General features: G+C 51.0%; 14 protein-coding genes. 6 read left to right on the forward strand and 8 right to left on the reverse strand.

What is annotated here, in order from left to right; genetic code table 11:
* Positions 1-285: 285 nt before the first annotated feature.
* Together JNUCC32_RS11080 and JNUCC32_RS11085 are read left to right on the forward strand one after the other, a co-directional pair.
* Positions 286-1,212: a pectinesterase family protein gene (locus tag JNUCC32_RS11080; protein WP_228468937.1), complete on the forward strand. Its 927-nt coding sequence runs from the start codon at positions 286-288 to the stop codon at positions 1,210-1,212.
* A gap of 80 nt (positions 1,213-1,292) precedes the next feature.
* Positions 1,293-2,645, forward strand: coding sequence for a serine hydrolase domain-containing protein (locus tag JNUCC32_RS11085; protein WP_228468938.1), 1,353 nt, complete (start codon positions 1,293-1,295; stop codon positions 2,643-2,645).
* Positions 2,646-2,728: 83 nt separating this feature from the next.
* On the opposite strand, the gene JNUCC32_RS11090 is transcribed toward JNUCC32_RS11085, so the two are convergent.
* From JNUCC32_RS11090 to JNUCC32_RS11115, 6 genes are all read right to left on the reverse strand, one after another.
* A complete protein-coding gene (locus tag JNUCC32_RS11090) occupies positions 2,729-4,222 on the reverse strand; it encodes an extracellular solute-binding protein (protein WP_192572049.1) in 1,494 nt (497 codons plus the stop codon).
* A gap of 66 nt (positions 4,223-4,288) precedes the next feature.
* Positions 4,289-5,161, reverse strand: coding sequence for a carbohydrate ABC transporter permease (locus tag JNUCC32_RS11095; RefSeq protein ID WP_036663212.1), 873 nt, complete (start codon positions 5,159-5,161; stop codon positions 4,289-4,291).
* Between the two features lie 48 nt (positions 5,162-5,209).
* A complete protein-coding gene (locus JNUCC32_RS11100; protein ID WP_192572050.1) occupies positions 5,210-6,181 on the reverse strand; it encodes an ABC transporter permease in 972 nt (323 codons plus the stop codon).
* A gap of 508 nt (positions 6,182-6,689) precedes the next feature.
* Positions 6,690-9,017 carry an AraC family transcriptional regulator gene (locus JNUCC32_RS11105; RefSeq protein ID WP_192572051.1) on the reverse strand — a complete coding sequence of 776 codons (2,328 nt, stop codon included), beginning with the start codon at positions 9,015-9,017 and terminating at the stop codon, positions 6,690-6,692.
* A 280-nt stretch (positions 9,018-9,297) separates the two neighbouring features.
* Entirely contained in the window at positions 9,298-10,989 is a 1,692-nt protein-coding gene (ilvD, locus tag JNUCC32_RS11110; protein ID WP_015735080.1) for a dihydroxy-acid dehydratase, read from the reverse strand.
* Between the two features lie 19 nt (positions 10,990-11,008).
* Positions 11,009-11,674: a GntR family transcriptional regulator gene (locus JNUCC32_RS11115; protein WP_096773563.1), complete on the reverse strand. Its 666-nt coding sequence runs from the start codon at positions 11,672-11,674 to the stop codon at positions 11,009-11,011.
* 170 nt (positions 11,675-11,844) lie between these two features.
* On the opposite strand from JNUCC32_RS11115, the gene JNUCC32_RS11120 reads away from it, so the two are divergent.
* Genes JNUCC32_RS11120 through JNUCC32_RS11135 form a run of 4 tightly spaced genes read left to right on the forward strand, consistent with a single transcriptional unit; the run spans position 11,845 to position 16,042 of the window.
* Positions 11,845-13,473: a spore germination protein gene (locus tag JNUCC32_RS11120; protein WP_192572052.1), complete on the forward strand. Its 1,629-nt coding sequence runs from the start codon at positions 11,845-11,847 to the stop codon at positions 13,471-13,473.
* A gap of 2 nt (positions 13,474-13,475) precedes the next feature.
* A complete protein-coding gene (locus JNUCC32_RS11125) occupies positions 13,476-14,570 on the forward strand; it encodes a GerAB/ArcD/ProY family transporter (protein ID WP_192572053.1) in 1,095 nt (364 codons plus the stop codon).
* Positions 14,567-14,776 carry a CLC_0170 family protein gene (locus tag JNUCC32_RS11130; RefSeq protein ID WP_192572054.1) on the forward strand — a complete coding sequence of 70 codons (210 nt, stop codon included), beginning with the start codon at positions 14,567-14,569 and terminating at the stop codon, positions 14,774-14,776. The genes JNUCC32_RS11125 and JNUCC32_RS11130 overlap by 4 nt, the downstream gene beginning before the upstream one ends.
* Before the next feature lie 30 nt (positions 14,777-14,806).
* A complete protein-coding gene (locus tag JNUCC32_RS11135) occupies positions 14,807-16,042 on the forward strand; it encodes a Ger(x)C family spore germination protein (RefSeq protein WP_192572055.1) in 1,236 nt (411 codons plus the stop codon).
* A gap of 65 nt (positions 16,043-16,107) precedes the next feature.
* Here the strand turns inward: JNUCC32_RS11135 and JNUCC32_RS11140 are convergent, their stop codons facing one another.
* Entirely contained in the window at positions 16,108-18,342 is a 2,235-nt protein-coding gene (locus tag JNUCC32_RS11140) for a chondroitinase-B domain-containing protein (protein WP_192572056.1), read from the reverse strand.
* Positions 18,343-18,525: 183 nt separating this feature from the next.
* A complete protein-coding gene (locus JNUCC32_RS11145; RefSeq protein WP_228468939.1) occupies positions 18,526-19,650 on the reverse strand; it encodes a glycoside hydrolase family 88 protein in 1,125 nt (374 codons plus the stop codon).
* Positions 19,651-19,664: the final 14 nt, after the last annotated feature.

The following is a 19,664-nucleotide window of genomic DNA, read 5'->3' on the forward strand; positions in this document are numbered from 1 at the left end:
ACCCCTCACCTCAATATCCTTGGAAGTTCTAATCACAAACCAATTATAAAGAAACGTAAATCATAAAAATTCCGGATTTGATGCCGAATCTCCCGCATATTTTGCATTTTATGCTCTGTTTCCCAATCAGCTTTCGTTCAAGAAGACAAGCAGAATAAGCTGCCATTTTTATAAATTCGGCATAAAAGGCAAAGAATTAACCGATTTAAACATCGGAGGTGTTATTATTGGAGCCTGCAATTCGATAACATGGATGAAAAATCCATAGAAGGAGCGTGTTCATCGATGAAAATCACGGTAGATCCCAGCGGACAAGGCGACTTCGTGACAGTACAGTCCGCTGTTGACTCGATTCCCGAGCAGGCCGATTCCCTTGTCATCCTCGAAATCAAAAAGGGTGTGTATCGCGAGAAAATCACGATCCCTTCATCAAAGCCAGCTATTCGCATGATCGGCGAAGGAGCCGAAGAAACGATTCTTACCTATTCGGATAACGCCCACACCCTGGGGGAAGATGGGCAGCCCCTTGGCACCTTTCGCAGTGGAAGCTTGTATGTCTACGCCGACGATTTCAGCGCCGAACAATTGACCGTCCGCAACGATTCCGGACCTGGAACGGGCCAGGCTGTCGCCGCCTTTATCGATGCCGACCGGGTGTCCTTTCAGCATGTAAGGCTCGAAGGCGATCAAGATACGCTTTATGTATCCGGCGGACGTCATTACTTTGCCGAATGCTTTATCGAAGGAGATGTCGATTTCATATTTGGGCCGGCAGCGGCCGTATTCGACCGGTGCATGATCCGCTGCAAGCGGTCCGGCGGTTACCTGACCGCAGCCAATACGCCGAAGGCAGCGGAGTTCGGCTATGTCTTTCTGGACTGCACCATATCGGGAGCACCCGGCGTTGAGAACGTATACCTCGGCCGGCCGTGGCGCGACTACGCCAATGTGGTGTTCATCCGATGCGAGATGGACGGCTCGGTTCATCCGCAGGGCTGGCATAACTGGAACCAGCCGGATCGCGAGCAGACATCCCGTTATGCCGAATTCGACAGCCGCGGCCCCGGAGCAGCCCCCTCCCTGAGGGTTTCGTGGTCCAGGGACCTTACCGAAGCCGAGGCTAAACCGTTTACGATTGAACAAGTGCTCAGTGGACAAGACGGTTGGTGTTCGCCTTACGCACCCGTTTCGTCTAAGCTGAAGAAAGGTTGATGATTATGACTGCACTGGCACGAGTCCGTCCCGAGGAGGTGGGTATTCCTCCATCAGCCATCCTCCGCTTTATGGAGGATATGACGGAAAGGAATATGAACCTGCACAGCTTTATGCTGCTAAGGCATGGCAAAGTGGCTGCTGAAGGCCACTACTACCCTTTTCGAAAGAATGCAAGGCATCCGATATTCTCCGTCAGCAAAAGCCTGACTTCTGCAGCCATCGGTATCGCCATTGGAGAAGGGCTAATCTCCCTGGAGGACAAGGTCATTGCATTTTTTCCCGACAAGCAGCCGGAGGCCGTACACCCGTATACGGCCAGCATGACCATCCGGCATCTGCTGAGCATGCAAACCGTTCACCGGAAATCCACCAATAAGGAGGCCCGGGATATCGTATTCGAATATCTTCATACGCCTCCAAGCCATCCCCCCGGTACCGTCTTTGCTTACGATACAACGGGTACGCATACGCTATGTGCCATCCTTCAACGAGTCACGGGAACCACCGTGCACGAATATCTCGAAACACGCTTGTTCCAGCCCCTCGGGATGCAGGATATCGAATGGGAGACTTGTCCGCTCGGCATTAACCAGGGCGGCAGCGGAGCCTATTGCACGCCCGAGGATATGGCAAGGTTCGGCCAGCTTTATCTGCAGGACGGAGTCTGGAACGGGATCCGGATTCTGCCGGAGGGCTGGGTAGAACAAAGCACATCCAAGGCGGTCGATAACTCCAGTGCCGGAATTCTTTTGGAAGGTCGAAGCGGGTACGGATACCAATTCTGGCGGGCCAGGCGTCAAGCCTACTGCGCTTTCGGCGCGGGTGGACAATTCATCCTCGTCATGCCGGAACAAGATGCCGTTTTCGTCTCGACGGCCAACACCATGCTGAACCGGGATGAGCACCAAGGGATCCTGGATAGCGTTTGGACGCATCTGGTTCCTTCAATGAGTGCGTTCTGCCCCCTTGATGATGCCGATTATCAACGGATGCAGCAGCGTCTGAGCGCTTTGAAACTCCATCTGCCGAAGGGAAGCTCCTCCTCCACAGCGGCCACGGAGGTCTCTGGGCAGCAATACCGCCTCTCAGCAAATGAGCCGGGTTGGATGTATTGTCGCTTTACGTTCAGTGAGCAACAATGCGAGCTCATTTTCGTACATGAAACGGGTCATGCCAGGGTTATATGCTCCATGAACGCTTGGCATATCGGTCCTGATCCTTTTTATGGCCTTACCTCCGCCTGTGGTGCCGTATGGGCAGACTCGTCGACTTGCTTGATCTACATTCAACTGCTGGAGGTGCAGCAGATGTTTATCCTAACCTGCCGTTTCGACCGCGATGGTCTTGTACTGCAAATCAAGCCGGCAGGGGCGCTCATAACGAATGATTTGGACCTCGTGCTCATCGGAACGAAAATCGATGCTCCATGAACCGAGAGACAAAGCAGCCAAGTACGTAAAAGGCACTTCCTCTTCCTTGCCGCTTTGTCTCTCGCTATCATTATTAATGACCGCTATTCTTGATTCTCGTAGGACTCTTTATATTCCGCAGCCATTTGATCGCCGCCGCTCTTTCTCCATCTCTCCACTTCGGCCTTCCAGCCGGCCTCGTCAATCTGTCCCATAATAAACTTGGTTTGCGCATCGGTGATGATCTGCTCCAGCTCGCCGCCGCGTTCATTATACGTATTGGATTTCAAGGTAAGCGCCGGATTCGGCACGATATAGTTCTCGTTCTCGTACACGATTTGTTTATTTTTGTTGAACAGCTCCGTTCCTTTCGCTTTCTTCTCCATGTTGTACAAATCTCCCCGTTGCGGAAACGTATCGCGATAAGGCTTGACCTCTTGAGCGTCCTTATCCGCATCGATCGTTACGGTATAATCGCCTTCGACTTCGTAATGGACGCCTTCGATACCTTTATTAATGACATTAACCATCTCCGGATCCAGCAGCTTGTCAACGAAGGTCAGCACTTTAGCCAGCTCTTCTTCAGACTTGACCGTCGATTTCGGGATCGCCAGAAAGCCGGTATTACCGCTTTCCCCCGGAACCCGAACGCCTTCAGGTCCTTGCAGCGCCGATACGTCGACAACCGCTTCCGGAACGACCTTCTCCAGCTTGGTTTGCAGCGATTGGCCGTTACCGCCGGAGATCCGGATATTCGCGCGGCCCGATTCATACACCTTATTGAGCTCGGAGGAATCCACCACGGCGAAATCCTGGTTGATCAGCTTCTCTTCATACAATCTTCGGAACAGCTTCATAACCTCGAAGAACTGCTCGGATTCGAACTCCGGATAGAAATTGCCCTGCTCGTCGATGCCCCATTTATTAGGTGCGCCTTGGGAAACGGCAAGCCGGGTCAATGTTGATGCCGTACCCTGGTTATAGCCTTTGTCCAGCATCATTCCGTAGGTGTCCCTTTTACCGTTGCCATCGGGATCCTCTTCCGTGCTGTACCGGATAATTTCATACCAATCATCCAGGGTCACCGGTTCCTTCAAGCCGGCTGCATCGAGCCAGTCCTTGCGGTAGCTGACGATCGCCCGGCCCATGTCCCGGAACAGAGGGATGCCGTATACTTTGCCGTTCACGCTGATATTGTCGTAATAGGCTTGCGGCTGTGCGGCCAAATTCGGATAATTTTTCAAATGGGTTGTGATGTCCCAGAACAGATCGGCTTCGAGCGAGCTGATGGTAGTTGGCGTATAGTTCAGCTTGATCAGCTTCGGAAGCTCATTGGAAGCGACCATGACGTTAACCTTCTCGTCGTATGCGGAGTAAGGTATCCACTGAATCCGCAGATCCGTGTTCGTGTATTCGCGTATTTTTTCCTCCATCGGATTGTTCGGGTCAGGTATTTCTCCCACCTGGTTCACCACCAGAGTGAGCGGATAAGGCCCGTCGCCATTGACTCCGCTCCCGCCGCTCTTGTCTCCGCAAGCCGTTACAACCATCATCCCCGCCAGCATCGCCATCACGGTTGTCATCCATCTTTTCTTCATCATTACCCCTCCATCATATTTATTCTATAAGAAACCCCTCTTTGGGAAGAAGGCGCATCGAACCGATTAACCTTTCACAGAGCCCAGCATAACGCCCTTAGCAAAATGCTTCTGCAGAAAAGGATACACGAGCAGAATCGGCACGGTGGCAAAGACGATGACCGCCATACGGATCGTTAACGGCTGCACGTCCATTTCGTCAAAGCTGGCATCCCCCACGCGGCTCTGTGCCAAAATCACGATTTCCCTAAGCAGGACCTGAATCGGCCACTTCTCGTTATCATTGATGTACAGAATCGCATTGAAAAACGTGTTCCAGTGAGCAACCGCATAAAACAAACCAAATGTCGCCATGGCTGGAAGGGACAAGGGAAGCACGATCCGTATCAGGACTCCCAGGTCGTTACAGCCGTCGATTTTTGCGGAATCCTCCAGCCCGTCGGGAATCTGCTGGAAGAAGTTCTTCAGCACGATCAGGTTAAACGCACTGATGGCATTGGGAATCATCAAAGACCATAACGTGTTGGTCAGATTCAATCCGTTCACGACAAAGTACGTTGGAATCATGCCACCGCTAAAGAGCATCGTGATCAAAACACCGAGAAGGATGGGATTTCTCCCCCGGAGATGAGGCTTGGACAACGGATAAGCCATCAGCGACGTAAACGCCAGGTTGATCAGCGTTCCTACTACCGTAATATAGATCGACACGAGCAAGCTTCGCGGCAGTGTATCCGACGAGAAAATATATTGATACGATACGAGCGACCATTCTTTGGGCCATAGAATCAACCCGCCTTTGGCGACTTCCGCAGGACTGGCAAAGGATACCGCCAGCACATACACGAATGGCAGAACACACACGATCGCAACGATGAATAATACCGAATGGTTAATGATATCAAACAGGCGATTGCCCCAGGTTTGATCTTGACGCACTTGTATTCCCTCCTGTCATCTTCGAAAAAATGCATCCGCAGCGTCGTCCTAGTACACGCCTTCTTCCCCGAATCGCTTGGCCATCCAGTTTGATCCGAGAACCAGAATCAATCCGACAAAGGATTTAAACAGGCCGACGGCGGCACTGTAACTGTACTGGGCCTGCGTCATCCCTTTGGTGTACACGTACGTATCGAATACTTCACTCACTTCCCGATTCGTCGGCGTGATCATGAGGAAGATTTGCTCGAAGCCCGAGTCCAGGAAGTTGCCTAAACGAAGAATAAGCAAAATGATGATCGTGCTTCGGATGGCCGGCAGCGTAATATGCCACAGCTGGCTCCAGCGTCCGGCTCCGTCGATCCGTGCGGCCTCATACTGCTGCAGATCTACGCCTGCAAGGGCGGCAAGAAAGATCACGGTGCCCCAGCCCACTTCCTTCCATATCGACTGGGAAACAATCATCGTCCGAAACCAATCCTTCTCCAGCAAGAATGCGATTTTCTCGCCCGTTATCTGGTAAATGATCTCATTGAGAAGGCCGTTCTCGGTCGTAAACAGAATATAGAAAATACCTACAACGACAACCCAGGATACAAAATGCGGAATATAGATCAACGTTTGTACAAATCGTTTGAAGCGTTCCCGCCTTAACTCATTCAGCATGAGCGCCAATATAATCGGCAGCGGAAAGAAAAAGATCAGATTATATAACGCTAAAATAATGGTGTTTCGAAAGAGCATCCAAAACTGCGGCTCACTGAAAAAGCGCTCGAAATGCTTGAACCCGACCCACGGGCTGCCAAAGAATCCGGTATGCGGCTTGTAATCTTGAAAAGCCATCGTCACCCCGTACATCGGAACATATTTAAATACGATAAAATACAGCACGCCGGGCAGCAGCATCAGATACATCCACCTGTCCCTGACCAGATCCCTCAGTAATAGCTTTCTTTTCTCCGGACTCAGTTCCCCTTTTACTTGCGGGCCTGCCGCAGCCGGAGTTTGATTAGATTTCATAGCACCTCTCCTCAAAGTTTTGTGAGCGTTGCTTCCTGAATCAGCAGCGATCAAAACTCGCTTTGGAAGCATCGGCATTGCCTGTTTGAACATCGTTCTTGTTGCCTGCTTGTATGCGTTTTCATGTTTTTATTATCCGTCACGAAAATCGTGTAAGGCTATACGCCGTTCATGACTTCAAGCGCCTACCTTCGATAAATGCCTATCCTGCAAGGAAGGTAAGATATCACGGTTTTCCGTCGCATATGCCGTATTCTACCTATAGCGTGCCGCTGATGACATACAGTCTTAGTTGGTTCTTCGCGCTGTACGTTAGCAGCACACCGATTGATTCGTGCAGCGATTTCCGTAATCCCGCTCGAGTGTTTTTTGAGCAAAAAAGCTGCTCCATCACCGTAAAACATGCTACGGCTGGAACAGCTTTCTTGGATTGATATGGTGATTTCATCATAAGATGAGCCCGCTCCATCATGCCGTGTGTGTCTACATCTTTGAATGGAGGTGCTAATCATCCCTTCCCTTGTTCACTGTTGAGCTGCTCCCGATACTGGCCGGGAGTTAACCCAAACGTACGACGGAACGTACGGATAAAGGCGCTAATATTCGTGTAGCTCACTTTCCTGCCGATTTCCGAGACCTTCATCTCGGTCGTGGCCAGTAGATTTTTGGCGATATTCATTCGGTACTCGCTTATGTATTCACTGAAGGAGACGCCCATTTCTTTCTTGAATACACGGCTGATATAAGCCGGATTAAAATTCATGACCGCCGCGCAATAGTCGAGCGAAATATCTTGACCGTACTGCTCCTGCACGATATCGACGATTCGGCGGGTGATGTTCACGAACTGTTTATCGGCCATATCTTCCAAAATTCCGATTACAGGCTTAAACAACCTGGAGTGGAACCAGCTCGCAATTTCGGTTCGAGTCTGCAGCCTGAACAGATGCTTCAGCTCCTCTTCGCCATTCCATACTTGCTGCATCGACAGTCCTTGCTCCTGGGCTATGCCAACGGTCCTGGACGCCAGCTGCAGCAGCAATAAATGATGCTCTTGATGAAACCCGTCCTTACATAGCAATTTGTCCAAATAACGCTGAAACAGCTGCTCCACCTTTTCAAGCTGTCGTTCTTCCATGGCAAGCATCATCTGATCCTCGATCAGCCTTAATTTCGTGTATACCGTCTTCTCAGTATTGCCTTGATCCTCAATATCGGCATAACGCACAATGATATTCGACCCGAGAATAAATCGTAGTTTGAGAGCCGCACTGCTTTCTTTATAGGCACGCTTCGCATCGGACAACCGCTTAAACGGGTGGCTGATGCCGATGCTGCATTCGAGCCCGAGGTATTCATGAACCTTAACTTTGATATGCTGAGCGGTCTCATAGAACATAGCTAGACCAGCTTCGGCACTCTCCTCTTTACTGGTTAACAGCGTTACCTGGGAATGATTCAGCATGATCGGACTGAAACGCGCCTCTACGGGCAAGGTTTCCGACACGATATTGCTGACTGCGAACAGAAGAAGCTCCCGGTCCTGTTCCTGAAACCGCGACTGCTGAAGGTTATCCAACTCAAGCTGCAGCACGCCGAGACTTCCCCAGCCCGTTGGAAACCCGTAGCGTTCGGAAGCGTATTGGTCATCGGCTCCGGACATCTGCTCGGTAAACAGCTTCAGGACATAGAATTCCCGTAGATGCACCGTCTGGGATTTCATCTGTTTGTCCAGCTCGTTTCTTGAAACGGCAAGGGAGGTCAAGCTCTCCCGGATGGACTCAAACTCATCTTTCCGGTAGTCATCGGTCTGCTGCGGCTGAACGTTCGTCGCGAACTCGTGGAGTTTGCGGATTGGAGAATACATCCTGCGGCTGCCAAACCAGGAAGCGATCAGCACGGTCAGAATAATCCCGAAACAGGCTGCGGCTGTAATCAGTGCAATCTTTCCCGTCTGATCGGTCACTTTATCCAGCGATACGACGGATACATAGGTCCAGCCGTTATAATCCGATTTGGTGTACAGCACGCTCACCTTATTGCCTTCGCTCTCTGCGTGAAATGCGCCTTGGGGTTCAACGGACTGCCCAATCCTTGCGAAGACCTCTCCGTTGATCGAGCGGTAAGCCTCCCGATCCTGAACCGGCGACAGGAACGCTTCTCCCTGCTCGTTCAGGATATATTGGCTGGCCCGCAAATTGGCGGGTTCCAGCATGCTCCGGATATCTTTGGCGGTGATTTGCAGAATCAGAATGCCGGACGGGGCGGCGCTTTTCGACAGAAGCGGTAATTTGTGTACCAGTCGAAGGGTTGTCGCCGTTTGTTCGGCCATGTTCCAGTGATCCGTCTCCACAGGATTCGCGGTCTGCGAGATTTCCCCCGATCCCGCTGCCCAGAATATGCTTTCATGGGTATCCAGATACCGGTCGAATTCGGCTCTGTTCATGCCCTCCAGCGGTTTGAGTGAGTTTAAATCCACGACCCATTCATGTTTTAGATTGACGACGTACACCTGGTTTAATATGGTCTGCGTCTGCAGGTTGAACATTTCCTTCGTCAGTTCCCGGACCTTGATAAAATCCTGTCCGCTTAACTTGCTGTCCATCACGGACTTCAGCAGCGAGGAGTTCTCAAACTGCAAGGCGGTTCTTTGCATGGAATCGAGCACCTGCTCCACCCTCATCCGAGTCTGGTTCAGCAGATGCATATTGCCCTCGTTCACCTTCTCCTCCACATCTTTGGCGGCGATGAAATAAGAGAAGAATCCGATAAGAATCGTCGGAAAGGATCCCAGCAGCAAGCTGTATATGAGTATTTTGGATTTGAATGTTCCCAATATCGTCTGCTCCTTCTTGGCATTGAATGTAAAGAACAGGATCTACTGGACCGTATAAATGGATATGTACAACCGAATGATAACGCTTGCATTATAATAGTTTAAAAATCATAACATACCCGAGCATGAATTTTTAGTCTTCGCATGCTTTTTTGTAAGCATTATGATGTCTTTTTTGTTTTGCGGTAATGGGCCACCGGTCCACTCATATCGAAACAAGCTCTTGCGAACCGCAAGAGCTTGTTTTACCATAAGCCAGATTTCGGGCTGGAAATTCCACTTATTCTGCAGAGTCGGTAACCGCGCCTCTCGATGCTGAGGACACTAATTTTGCATATTTGTACAATACGCCCGTGGAAACTTTGAGTGGAGGCTGCTGCCATGCTTGTGCCCTTGCAGCCAATTCGGAATCCGATACGTCGAACGTCATTTCTTGCGTTTCGCTGTCGATCGTGATCATGTCTCCATTCCTCAGCAGCGCGATCGGCCCGCCTACCTGTGCTTCAGGCGCTACGTGACCGACAACGAACCCATGCGAGCCGCCCGAGAATCTGCCGTCCGTAATCAGCGCAACCTCTCCGCCGAGACCCTTGCCCACAATGAGTGCCGTGACCGACAGCATCTCCGGCATACCCGGGCCGCCCTTAGGACCGCAATAACGAATGACTAACACGTCGCCCTTGCATATTTCATCTCTCAAGATCGCTTCGGTTGCATCCTCCTCGCTGTCATACACCTTGGCCGGTCCGACAAAACGCAGTTTCTTCATACCCGACATTTTGGCGACCGCACCTTCTGGCGCGAGATTGCCTCTTAATACGACCAATGGCCCGTTCGGCTTCAGCGGCTTATCGATGGGGCGAATGATTTCCTGGCTGCCCTCTAACGGTGCAGCTTCCGCCAGATTCTCTGCCAATGATTTACCTGTGACCGTTAGACAATCGCCATGCAGAAGCCCCTCGGCGAGCAATAATTTCATGACGCCCGGTACGCCGCCGACTTCGTTTAAGTCCTGCATGGCATGTCGTCCGCTTGGCTTCAGGTCTGCAAGGTGGGGAACTCGCAAACGGATTCGCTCGAAATCGTCTAACGTCAAATCTACGCCAACCGAATGAGCGATCGCAAGCAAATGCAGGAACGCGTTGGTTGAACCGCCCAAAGCCATGACGACGGTTATCGCATTCTCAAACGCTTTTTTGGTCATGATGTCCCTGGGATAGATTTCTTGCTCCAACAAGGAGAGGACCTGCCTTCCAGCCGCAGCGCATTCCGCTGCTTTGTCTGGTGAAATAGCCGGCGTGGAAGAGGAACCGGGCAGGCTCATCCCCATGGCTTCTGCCGCAGCGGCCATCGTATTGGCTGTATACATGCCCCCGCAAGAGCCCGGTCCCGGGCAGACGCTGCATTCCACCTTATGTAACTGCTCCTCCGTCATTTTTCCGTCATGATATTGCCCGACCGCTTCGAAAGCCGTGACGATATCCACGTTCTTGCCATCGAGCTTCCCGGGCTGTATCGTACCGCCGTAAACATAAACCGCAGGAAGATTCATCCGTCCGATTGCCATCAGGCAGGCGGGCGTATTCTTGTCGCAACCGCCGATCGCCACCAGACCATCGAAACGTTCGGCCCCCGTCACGATCTCAATCGAATCTGCGATGGCTTCTCGGCTGGGCAGGGAGAACAGCATGCCGCCGTGTCCCATCGAAATGCCATCCGAAACCGTGATCGTGTTGAAAATAAGCGGAGCGCCGCCATGGTTGCGTACCCCTTGCTTGGCCTCTATGGCTAGCTTGTCGATATGCATATTACAAGGGGTCACTTCGCTCCAAGTGCTGGCTACGCCAATCATCGGTTTCTTAAAATCCGCATCCGTGAAACCAACAGCCCGCAGCATCGCCCTGTTCGGTACCCTGTTGACGCCCTCACTGATTACCTTACTGCGAATGCGTAAATCTTTTTTGTTTGTCATCCTTCCTTCTCCCCTCTATTTAGAGTAACCCGTGTAGTTCCTGCATGGGACGCATGAAGTTTTGTTTCATCATAGCTTGCGCCCGATCACCGTCCTTCTGCTCGAAAGCGCTGATGATCGAAGCATGCTCATCGACTGAAGCCTGTGCGGCAGCAATCGGCTGTTTTAAGAACACGTACTTAAACCGCCGGATATGCATCTGAAGCGAGGCACTATATGCAGCGACATAAGGATTATCTGACAGCTCCACGATGAAATTATGAAACTGTTCATCCAACTCCATGGCTTGATAAGCTTGCCCGCTCTTCATGGCATTTTCAAAATCCAGATTCATCGCCCGCAATTGCTGGATCTGCTCCGGAACAATGATGGTAGTGGTCACTTCGGCAGCCAATGCTTGAAGAACGGCCATGGTCGAATACATCTTAAAGATATCTTCCCTTTCAATGGCCGTAACTTTTGTTTCTTTCCCGGGGTGCGTGGACACGAGTCCTTGTACTTCAAGCAGTTGAAAAGCTTCCCGGATGGGCGTTCGGCTTACGCCAAGCGATTCCGCCAATTCGGCGTCGAGCAATTTCTCGCCGGGCTGAAGCGTGCCATCGATAATCCACCGTTGAATTTGGGAGAAGGCTCTTTCTTTTGCGGTCATCCGTACGGGAGAGACATAATTCTTAGGAACTGGCATGGCTTATCATCCTTACTCTTCAAGTTTGTTATATGCAATATATCGCATTCATATATTAAATACAATACTTAGAGGGCTTCGTTTGATAAAAATAACAAACAGAGGAAATACTTAATCAAACTATCCAACAGCTAAGGACCACCGTTTAAACAAGTGAGGTGTAAACAACAATGCCATTTTCCACATGGACGGGTTCAAACCAATCCCGTAACGAAGTCTCTTCCAACTCAAATAATGCAAGTTCAGATGGCCGGAACATATCGGAGAGCTTAGAAGAGACCACATCCGAAATCAAGAAAATTCTCGGCGATAACGACGATTTTATGATACATCCCTTCCATGTGTTCGGGCAGCATCCGGCCGTATTGTTTTATTTCTCCGATATGACGGATCACGCCGTCATTAATAATACTTTATTAAGACCACTTAAATATGGCCCTCGCCATCTCGATGTTTCAGACCTCCCTCGCCATGCGTTGATGGACACTTTGATGAAGGATACGCTTTATCACAGCGAAGGATACGCGGAACGAAAAATCTCCGTGCTCACCGACAATCTTCTAAGGGGACAGTCTGTCGTAGCGATCGAAGGGCTGGACGAGGCCATTATCATTGATACACGAAAAATATCGCAGCGTTCAATAGAGCAGCCGGCGACGGAACAGGTGATCCGCGGGGCCCGGGAAGGATTCATCGAGACGCTCGGCACCAACATTTCCCTGCTCCGCTACCGGCTGCAAACGCCGGATTTCCGCGTGAAATCCATGGAGATCGGAACGAAAACGAAATCCAAGGTTGCGGTCTGTTACATGGATGGCATCACCAATCCCGGCATCGTTAAAGAAGTGAATAAGCGCCTGGACGCCATTGAAATCGATGCCGTGCTGGATTCGGGGTATCTGGAACAGTTTATCGAAGACAATCATTGGTCTCCGTTTCCGCAAATCCAGTATACGGAGCGGCCCGACAAAGTCGTGGCGAATCTGCTGGAAGGCCGAGTGGCCATTCTGGTCGACGGTTCTCCGCTCGCCTTGATCGCTCCAACCGTATTCAGCCAGTTCTATCAAACGGTCGAAGATTATACCGAACGATTTCTATTGATGAGCGCAATTCGGCTGTCCCGCCTGGTGGCTTTGGTATTTTCCTTGGTTTTTCCCTCGTTGTATGTGGCGATTATCTCCTTTAATCCTGAGCTGATTCCCACGGAATTTGCCGTCGCCGTCGCAGGCGGACGTGCAGGCGTCCCTTTTCCGGCGATGATCGAAGTGCTCGTTATTGAAATTTCGATGGAGGTTTTGCGGGAAGCCACGATCCGGTTGCCGCAGCAGGTGGGCGGCGCATTATCCATTGTCGGCGTGCTCGTCATCGGGCAAGCCGCGGTATCTGCCGGGTTCGCTAGTCCAATTACCATCGTCATCATTGCATTAACGACCATCGGATCTTTCGCAACGCCGGCCTACAACGCGGCGCTTGCGCTCCGTCTGCTGCGTTTTCCGCTGATCATATTGGCCGGGATCTTCGGATTGTACGGCGTCATGGTCGGCATCATCCTGATTGCCAATCATCTTTTGTCGCTTAAATCGTTCGGAGTTCCGTATCTAAGCCCATTCGTCCCAGGCAACTTTCAAGGCATGCGGGATCTTCTGACTCGCGGACCGCTGTGGAAGATGAAGAACAGGCCTTCCTTCCTCCACCCGCTTGACACATCAAGGCTCGGTGATCAAATGAAGGAGCAGGTGGATCATTCCTCAACCAATATCATGAATCCCGTCCAACCTAATGACGAGAAAGGTCGATAACCATGAATGAACAGCGCCAAATCACGGTTCTGCAAGCCTCTGCCATTACGATCAGCACCATCGTGGGAGTAGGCGTTCTTGCACTCCCTTTGTCTGCGGTCAAAGCTGCGGATGCCGGGGCTCCGTTCGTTACTTTTTTGGGAATGCTGCTGGCGTTTGTCGGACTTTTCTTCATGACCCGGCTCGGCATGCGGTTTCCGAATGACTCGTACGTGGAGTACACCGAAGTCATCATCGGCAAGTGGTTCGGTCGAATCGCAAGCTTGGTCTCGATTGGGTTTTTTGCGGTTTTGACCTCTCTGGTCGCCAGAGAATTCGGTGAGGTTGTCGTTACGGCCGTCCTGAAAAATACACCGCTGGAGGTAACGGTGCTAGTCATGCTGCTCCTGGCTGCATTTTCTTCACGCCGAAATATTATGACCTTTGCATATATCCACTTATTTTACAGCCCCTTTATTCTGATACCTGCCCTTTTGATCGTCGCCCTTTCATTAAAAAATGCAGACTTGGTCAATGTTCTCCCTCTTTGGGGAAATGAACCCGGAGGCATACCGGCAGGCATTATTACGCTCTCCACCGTGTTCCAAGGATACTTCATTATGATGATGGTCATTCCGGCCATGTGCAAACCTGAAAGAGCGATGCGGTCCAGCCTATGGGCCATGGTAGTAACCGGCGCTTTGTATATTTTGATCGTGGCTGCCACCGTGGGTGTGTTCGGAGCCGAGGAAACCAAAAAGCTGTTGTGGCCGACACTGGAGCTTGCCAAAGCCACTTCATTGCCTGCCAATGTGCTGGAACGCTTGGATGCAGTCTTTCTAGCCGTATGGGTAACGGCTGTATTTACATCCTTGTTCTCTTGTTACTACTTTACGCTTTACTCGATAAGCAAGTTATTCCGGTTAGCGGATCATGGGATGTTGTCCTTCTTCATACTACCCTTTCTGTTCGTGTTGGCCATGCTGCCCCAAAGCTTGATTCAATTGAATGAAGTGAACGGCATGATATCCAAATATGGACTGCTGATTACTATCGCGTATCCCGGAATCCTTCTGATCATCGCCATTCTGCGCAAAAAAAGAGGTGCAGCCAAATGATCGGGGAAATTTACAGCGGTTATTTGGATGTTGCCATTCTGATCTGGCTCTTCTGCGGCTTGTTCAATCTGTTCATCGACATGAATAAGTACAGACAATCGAACATGACCAAGGAAAAAAAAGTATCCCGCGTGCTGGGTTGGATCAATATCGGTATCGTAACGGTTTGGTTTCTGGTTATCGTCCTTGTTAAAGTCTTTGTGTGAGTTTAGATGTCTGAGTTCAGGAGGATCTCAATGAGTAAGAGAGTAAACGCCGGCTTTAACCTAAAATTCATGATCCTTCTTCTCCTCTGCTCACTTCTGACAGGCTGCTGGGATCGGATGGAGATTGAGGAACGCGCGGTCGTTCTAGGTATATCAATCGACTCGGCCGGCAAGGATGCCGAGATTCGTGAAGATGAAATTTCTCATCTTCGAGGGAAATATCCCGCACCGAAACAGGAAATGATCCAGTTATCCGTTCAAATCGCTCTTCCCGGCAGAATACCGCTCGGACCCGGCGAAGGCGGTGCTTCAGGCGAAGGCGCCCAAGAAACTGTGTGGGTGCTTGATGTTGTGGGACATACCGTCGATGATGCGATGATGAATCTCCAGCAGCAAATATCAGGCAAATTGTTTTTTGGACATCTCCGTGTCATCGTCGTTTCTGAAGAATTTGCCAGAAAGGGAATGGAGAATTTAAACGACTATCTTCACCGAAACGCAGAAGTTCGCCGTATGGCCTGGCTGATGGTATCCAAAGGGAAAGCGAGAGAACTGATGGAAGCAGCTCCGAAGCTGGAGCGCGTCCCGGCATTGTATTTGTCCTCCACGCTGGACGACGCCGTTAAGCATGGCAAGTTCCCGAGCGACTATATCGGAACCTTCTGGAACAATTCGTCGAAGAAGGGCCAGGAAGGATTTCTGCCTTACATCCAAATCATGAAGGGCGATAACGTGGAAATCAGCGGCATGGCTTTTTTCAAAGGTGCCACACTGGTCGGCGTGACTAAACCGTTTGAAATTGCCGGATACTTGGTCATTAAGGGAATCAGTCCGGCAGGTTATCGCGGAATCATTCATGTTGGAGACGACTCTCAGGTCGTCACCATCCATGCAACGAACCGGGAATCGGAAATCAAGGTAGACATCAAGAACGGGCTTCCTCATTTTACGATCACGGCAGTGACGGAAGTGAATGTCGAAGAGAAAAACACGGAAACCCTCCCGCTCAATAACTCGCATATTCTTGAGGAAATTGCTCGGGAGAATGAACGATCCGTTAAAGAACTCATGCTCGGACTAATCCAAAAAACGCAAAAAAAAGAATCCGATATTTTCGGATTCGGCGAATTGGTACGAGCCAGAAAACCTTCCTATTGGAATAGCCATGTCAAAACCGCAGATCGATGGAGTGAAATTTATAAGCATACAACCTTTGATTTCCGTGTAACATCGAAAGTCCGAAGAGTCGGCATGAAGGCCGAATGATGGCGCTGAATGCGTGCGACAGGCGACGTGGATCAGCAGACACGATGGGTCCCCACGGCGCTGCTTTATTTTATCCAGGCGTCCGGGCCGACATCACGGGCAGTGAGCGGAGGATTGGACCGCTGTTTACCTGAGTCATACTCATCTGCACCTACGTCCGGGATATACCGAAGCTGTCCATCCATGTCCTCCGCTGCAGCATAAGGAGCCAGGGCAGCGTCAACGGCGGGGCTATAGATGGATAACCGGATAAGTCCGTCCTTGCTGCGCACCAAACGAAGGTCTTGTTTGTTCATCTCTCTGTCCACGATCGGATTGTTCGAGATCGGTGCATTCCCCTCAAGTTTATTCCCCTTGTATTCCACCCGCTCCTGATCGGGTGCTTGAATAACCGCATCGGTTTCATGGAATATCGTACTTGCATGGCTGAATATCAAATTGTTGTATATCTTAGTTCCTACGGGTTGATAGGTTCTGCCGCCGAGATTGAAGGCCGTCGTTTGGTTGCCGACATTCACGATGGTATTGTTGTAAATCTGTACGTTGTACTGCCTCCAGTGTCCGCGCAGAAGTTCAGTCCTTTGCTCGGCCGGCAGGTCCCCCAGCCTCGCGGTTTGTTCCTGGTTTCCACCCCAGCGCACCACCGGATTCGTACTGCCTTCCGGCCCGCCGTCATGCGTTCCGCCATCAAGGCGAATCACTTTATCCGTAAGACCTTCCATGTAATTGTTATAGATTTTGTGATCGTTGCCGTATATCCGGAACCCGCTGCTGCCCGGTGTCACCCCATCGCCGATGAGATGGTTGCCGTAGAAGCTGTTGCGGTTTCCGTGTCGTGACACGATCCCGCCGTATGAATTGCGAATCGTGTTATACCGTATGATATTGTCACTGCTCTTCACCGATATTACTTCGTCTTCGCCATGAAACCCGTCGAACAAATTATGCTGAATCGTAATATATCCGGAGGAGAGGGATGTACTGGAAAGACCGAGCCTGATGGCCTCCAGCCCGTTGGTTACCCGCGGACCGATTCCGTGAAAATAATTGTATTCAATAACATCGTATTGCGATATATGCTGCCCGCTATGCCCTTCGCCATCATATATCACGACTGCGCCAAAACCCTTCTTCGGTCCGATATCATTATAAGCGATCCGGTTATGGCTGCTCGTTCCTTCGACCCGGATATAATGTCGGTGCGTGCCATTGTCCGTTATCAGCTTCGGATCTTCATATGGCGTTAACCCCTCAAATACTTCGCCATTCGGATCATACTGATCACCGCTGTACCGGCAGCTGTCCTCGACATCGAGCAGGCACCATACATTCCTGTTTTGAGCCTTGAATCGATAAGGCTGACCTGTTTCATTCAAGGCAAAGCTGTTGCCTAATATGGATATCCGGCTTGAGCTTTCCAATTGAATGCCCGGGTGTACCCCCGTAAGCGCCCGATGTGCCAACCCACGGTCAGTCAAGGTCTGTATTCCATTCTCATCGCCGATCCCGTTCCGGAACGTGAGCCCGCTGACTTCAACATAACTTGAATTTTCAATGTGCATGTAACTATTGCCGCTGATAACGGCTTTGCCGGACTTCCCGGTTATCCGAATCGGATAGGCCGCAGAGCCGTGTTTATCCTTCACAATAAATGGACCGTTCTGCTCATAGGTCCCATCCTTCAATTCAATCAGCGTGCCGGCCACTGCCTGATCCAGCGCCTGCTGCAATTGTTCCGCCGTACGAACCGAAACTCGCTTCAGCTCCGGGGGCTTCACGTCCTCCTCCTTCACTTCGCCGGCGTTGGGAGGAAGTGGCGGTGGCGGCTCTTCCGGTGATTCACCCGGCACTTTCCCTGCATAAAGCTCTACTTCCATGATGCTGTTCCAGTTTCCCGAGCTGCCGCCGGCGTTATTGCCATATCCAAACAACCGCAAATACCTGGCTTTCACCGGACTTTGCAATACATAAGTTTGCAAGAGGCTGTCTTCCGGCTGCAGCTGCCGGCTGAATTGTCGTTCAAACACAACGGTGCTGGATTGAAAATCTTCGGTATGCGAAGCTAATATCTCAAAACTGGACAGACGCTCTCTGGCATTCAAAAAGGCAATATTCACATACGTGACCGTCTGTTCCGTGCCCAGATCAAACTGCAGCCATTGTCCTTGACCGGAAGCGGACCAGCGGCTTTGCTGGCTCTCCGCGTCCTCGCCCCATACCCCGTCCAACACATTCCCCGGTACGTAATTCGTGCCCGGTTGGTAGCTGCTAGCCGTTACCGTGCTCTCGATCCGATTCATGCTGCTCCCTCCTGCATCACCCGAAGCCCCTTGGGCTTCTGAAGGTGTTATCATCAGTGTTCCGATCAACAGGATTATAACTAGTCCCATATTTATCGATCGGAGAGACCGTAGGTTTAATGCGGTAAATAACGTTCTCATATCCGTTCACCTCGCTTCGAATATTAACGTACCGATAACCGATCAGAATACGCGATGGGCCCAGCCCCGAAGCTTCGCGAGTGCCTCAATGTAATAATAATCCCCATATATAAGCGATACATTGATATTGGTATCCGCCGGCTTATGGCCGGTTCCTCCAAACAGGATCCCCTCATGCTCAGGGGCCTGAAAGGCTGCATACTCCGTTGACAAAACCGCGATGATTCGTTCAGCGGCTTTCCGGTACACAGCGCCAATCTCCGGGGTTGTCAGGGCAGCCAGCTCCAATAATCCTGAAGCGGCAATGGCCGCGGCCGAAGTGTCGCACGGCTCGGTTTCGGGATCCGGTACGCGGAAATCCCATGGCGGGACCCCATGTTCTTGTAATGAGGCTATAAAATGATGAGCTACCTGCTTGGCGGCTTGCAAGTAATTTAAATTGTTCGTGTATCGGTAAGCGTTGGCCATCCCATACAACGCCCACGCATTCCCTCTGGACCAACAGGAATCCGGGGCATAGCCCTGCCAGCCTTTATACTCCAGCAGCTCTCCGCTTTCCGGATCAAATACGGCAACATGGCAGGTGGATCCATCGGCACGAATCATATGCCGTAATGCCATGTTTGCGTGGGCATTTGCGATGTGGCGGAATCGAGGGTCTTCTCCTTCTTCGGCAGCCCAATACAAAAGGGATAAGTTCATGAGACAATCGATGATGGCCCATCCCGGAAGATCCTTGTTCCATGCCCTGATGTATTGGCCGGCCAGGTTAAACCGCCCTGCCAGAAAGTTGGCAGCCGCAAGCCCTCGCCTTTTGCCGTCTGCATCGCCGGTCAACTTGTATTTCATGACGGATGTCGGCAAATACTGAAATCCCACATCATGGTGAAAGCGGCTTTCTTCCAGCGTCAAGCGCTCCATCCGAATATCAAAGTCCCACGCCGCTTTCCGATATTTCGTATCTCCGGTCATATCGTAAACAATCCACAGCATTCCCGGCCAAAAACCCGAGATCCAGTTATCCAACGTCAAACCGTCGTATTCTCCGTCCTTGGCCGCATGCGGTGCAAGATCTGGCTTTCTGGCCAATATCCGGTCCACCTTCATGCGAGCACCATTCCACCACGTATCCAAGTCGAGTTGAGGGCGGGTCTCTAGTTTACTCATCCTATATCCTCCTA

The organism is Paenibacillus sp. JNUCC32 (assembly GCF_014863545.1).
In the GTDB taxonomy this organism is placed as follows: domain Bacteria; phylum Bacillota; class Bacilli; order Paenibacillales; family Paenibacillaceae; genus Paenibacillus_AQ; species Paenibacillus_AQ lautus_A.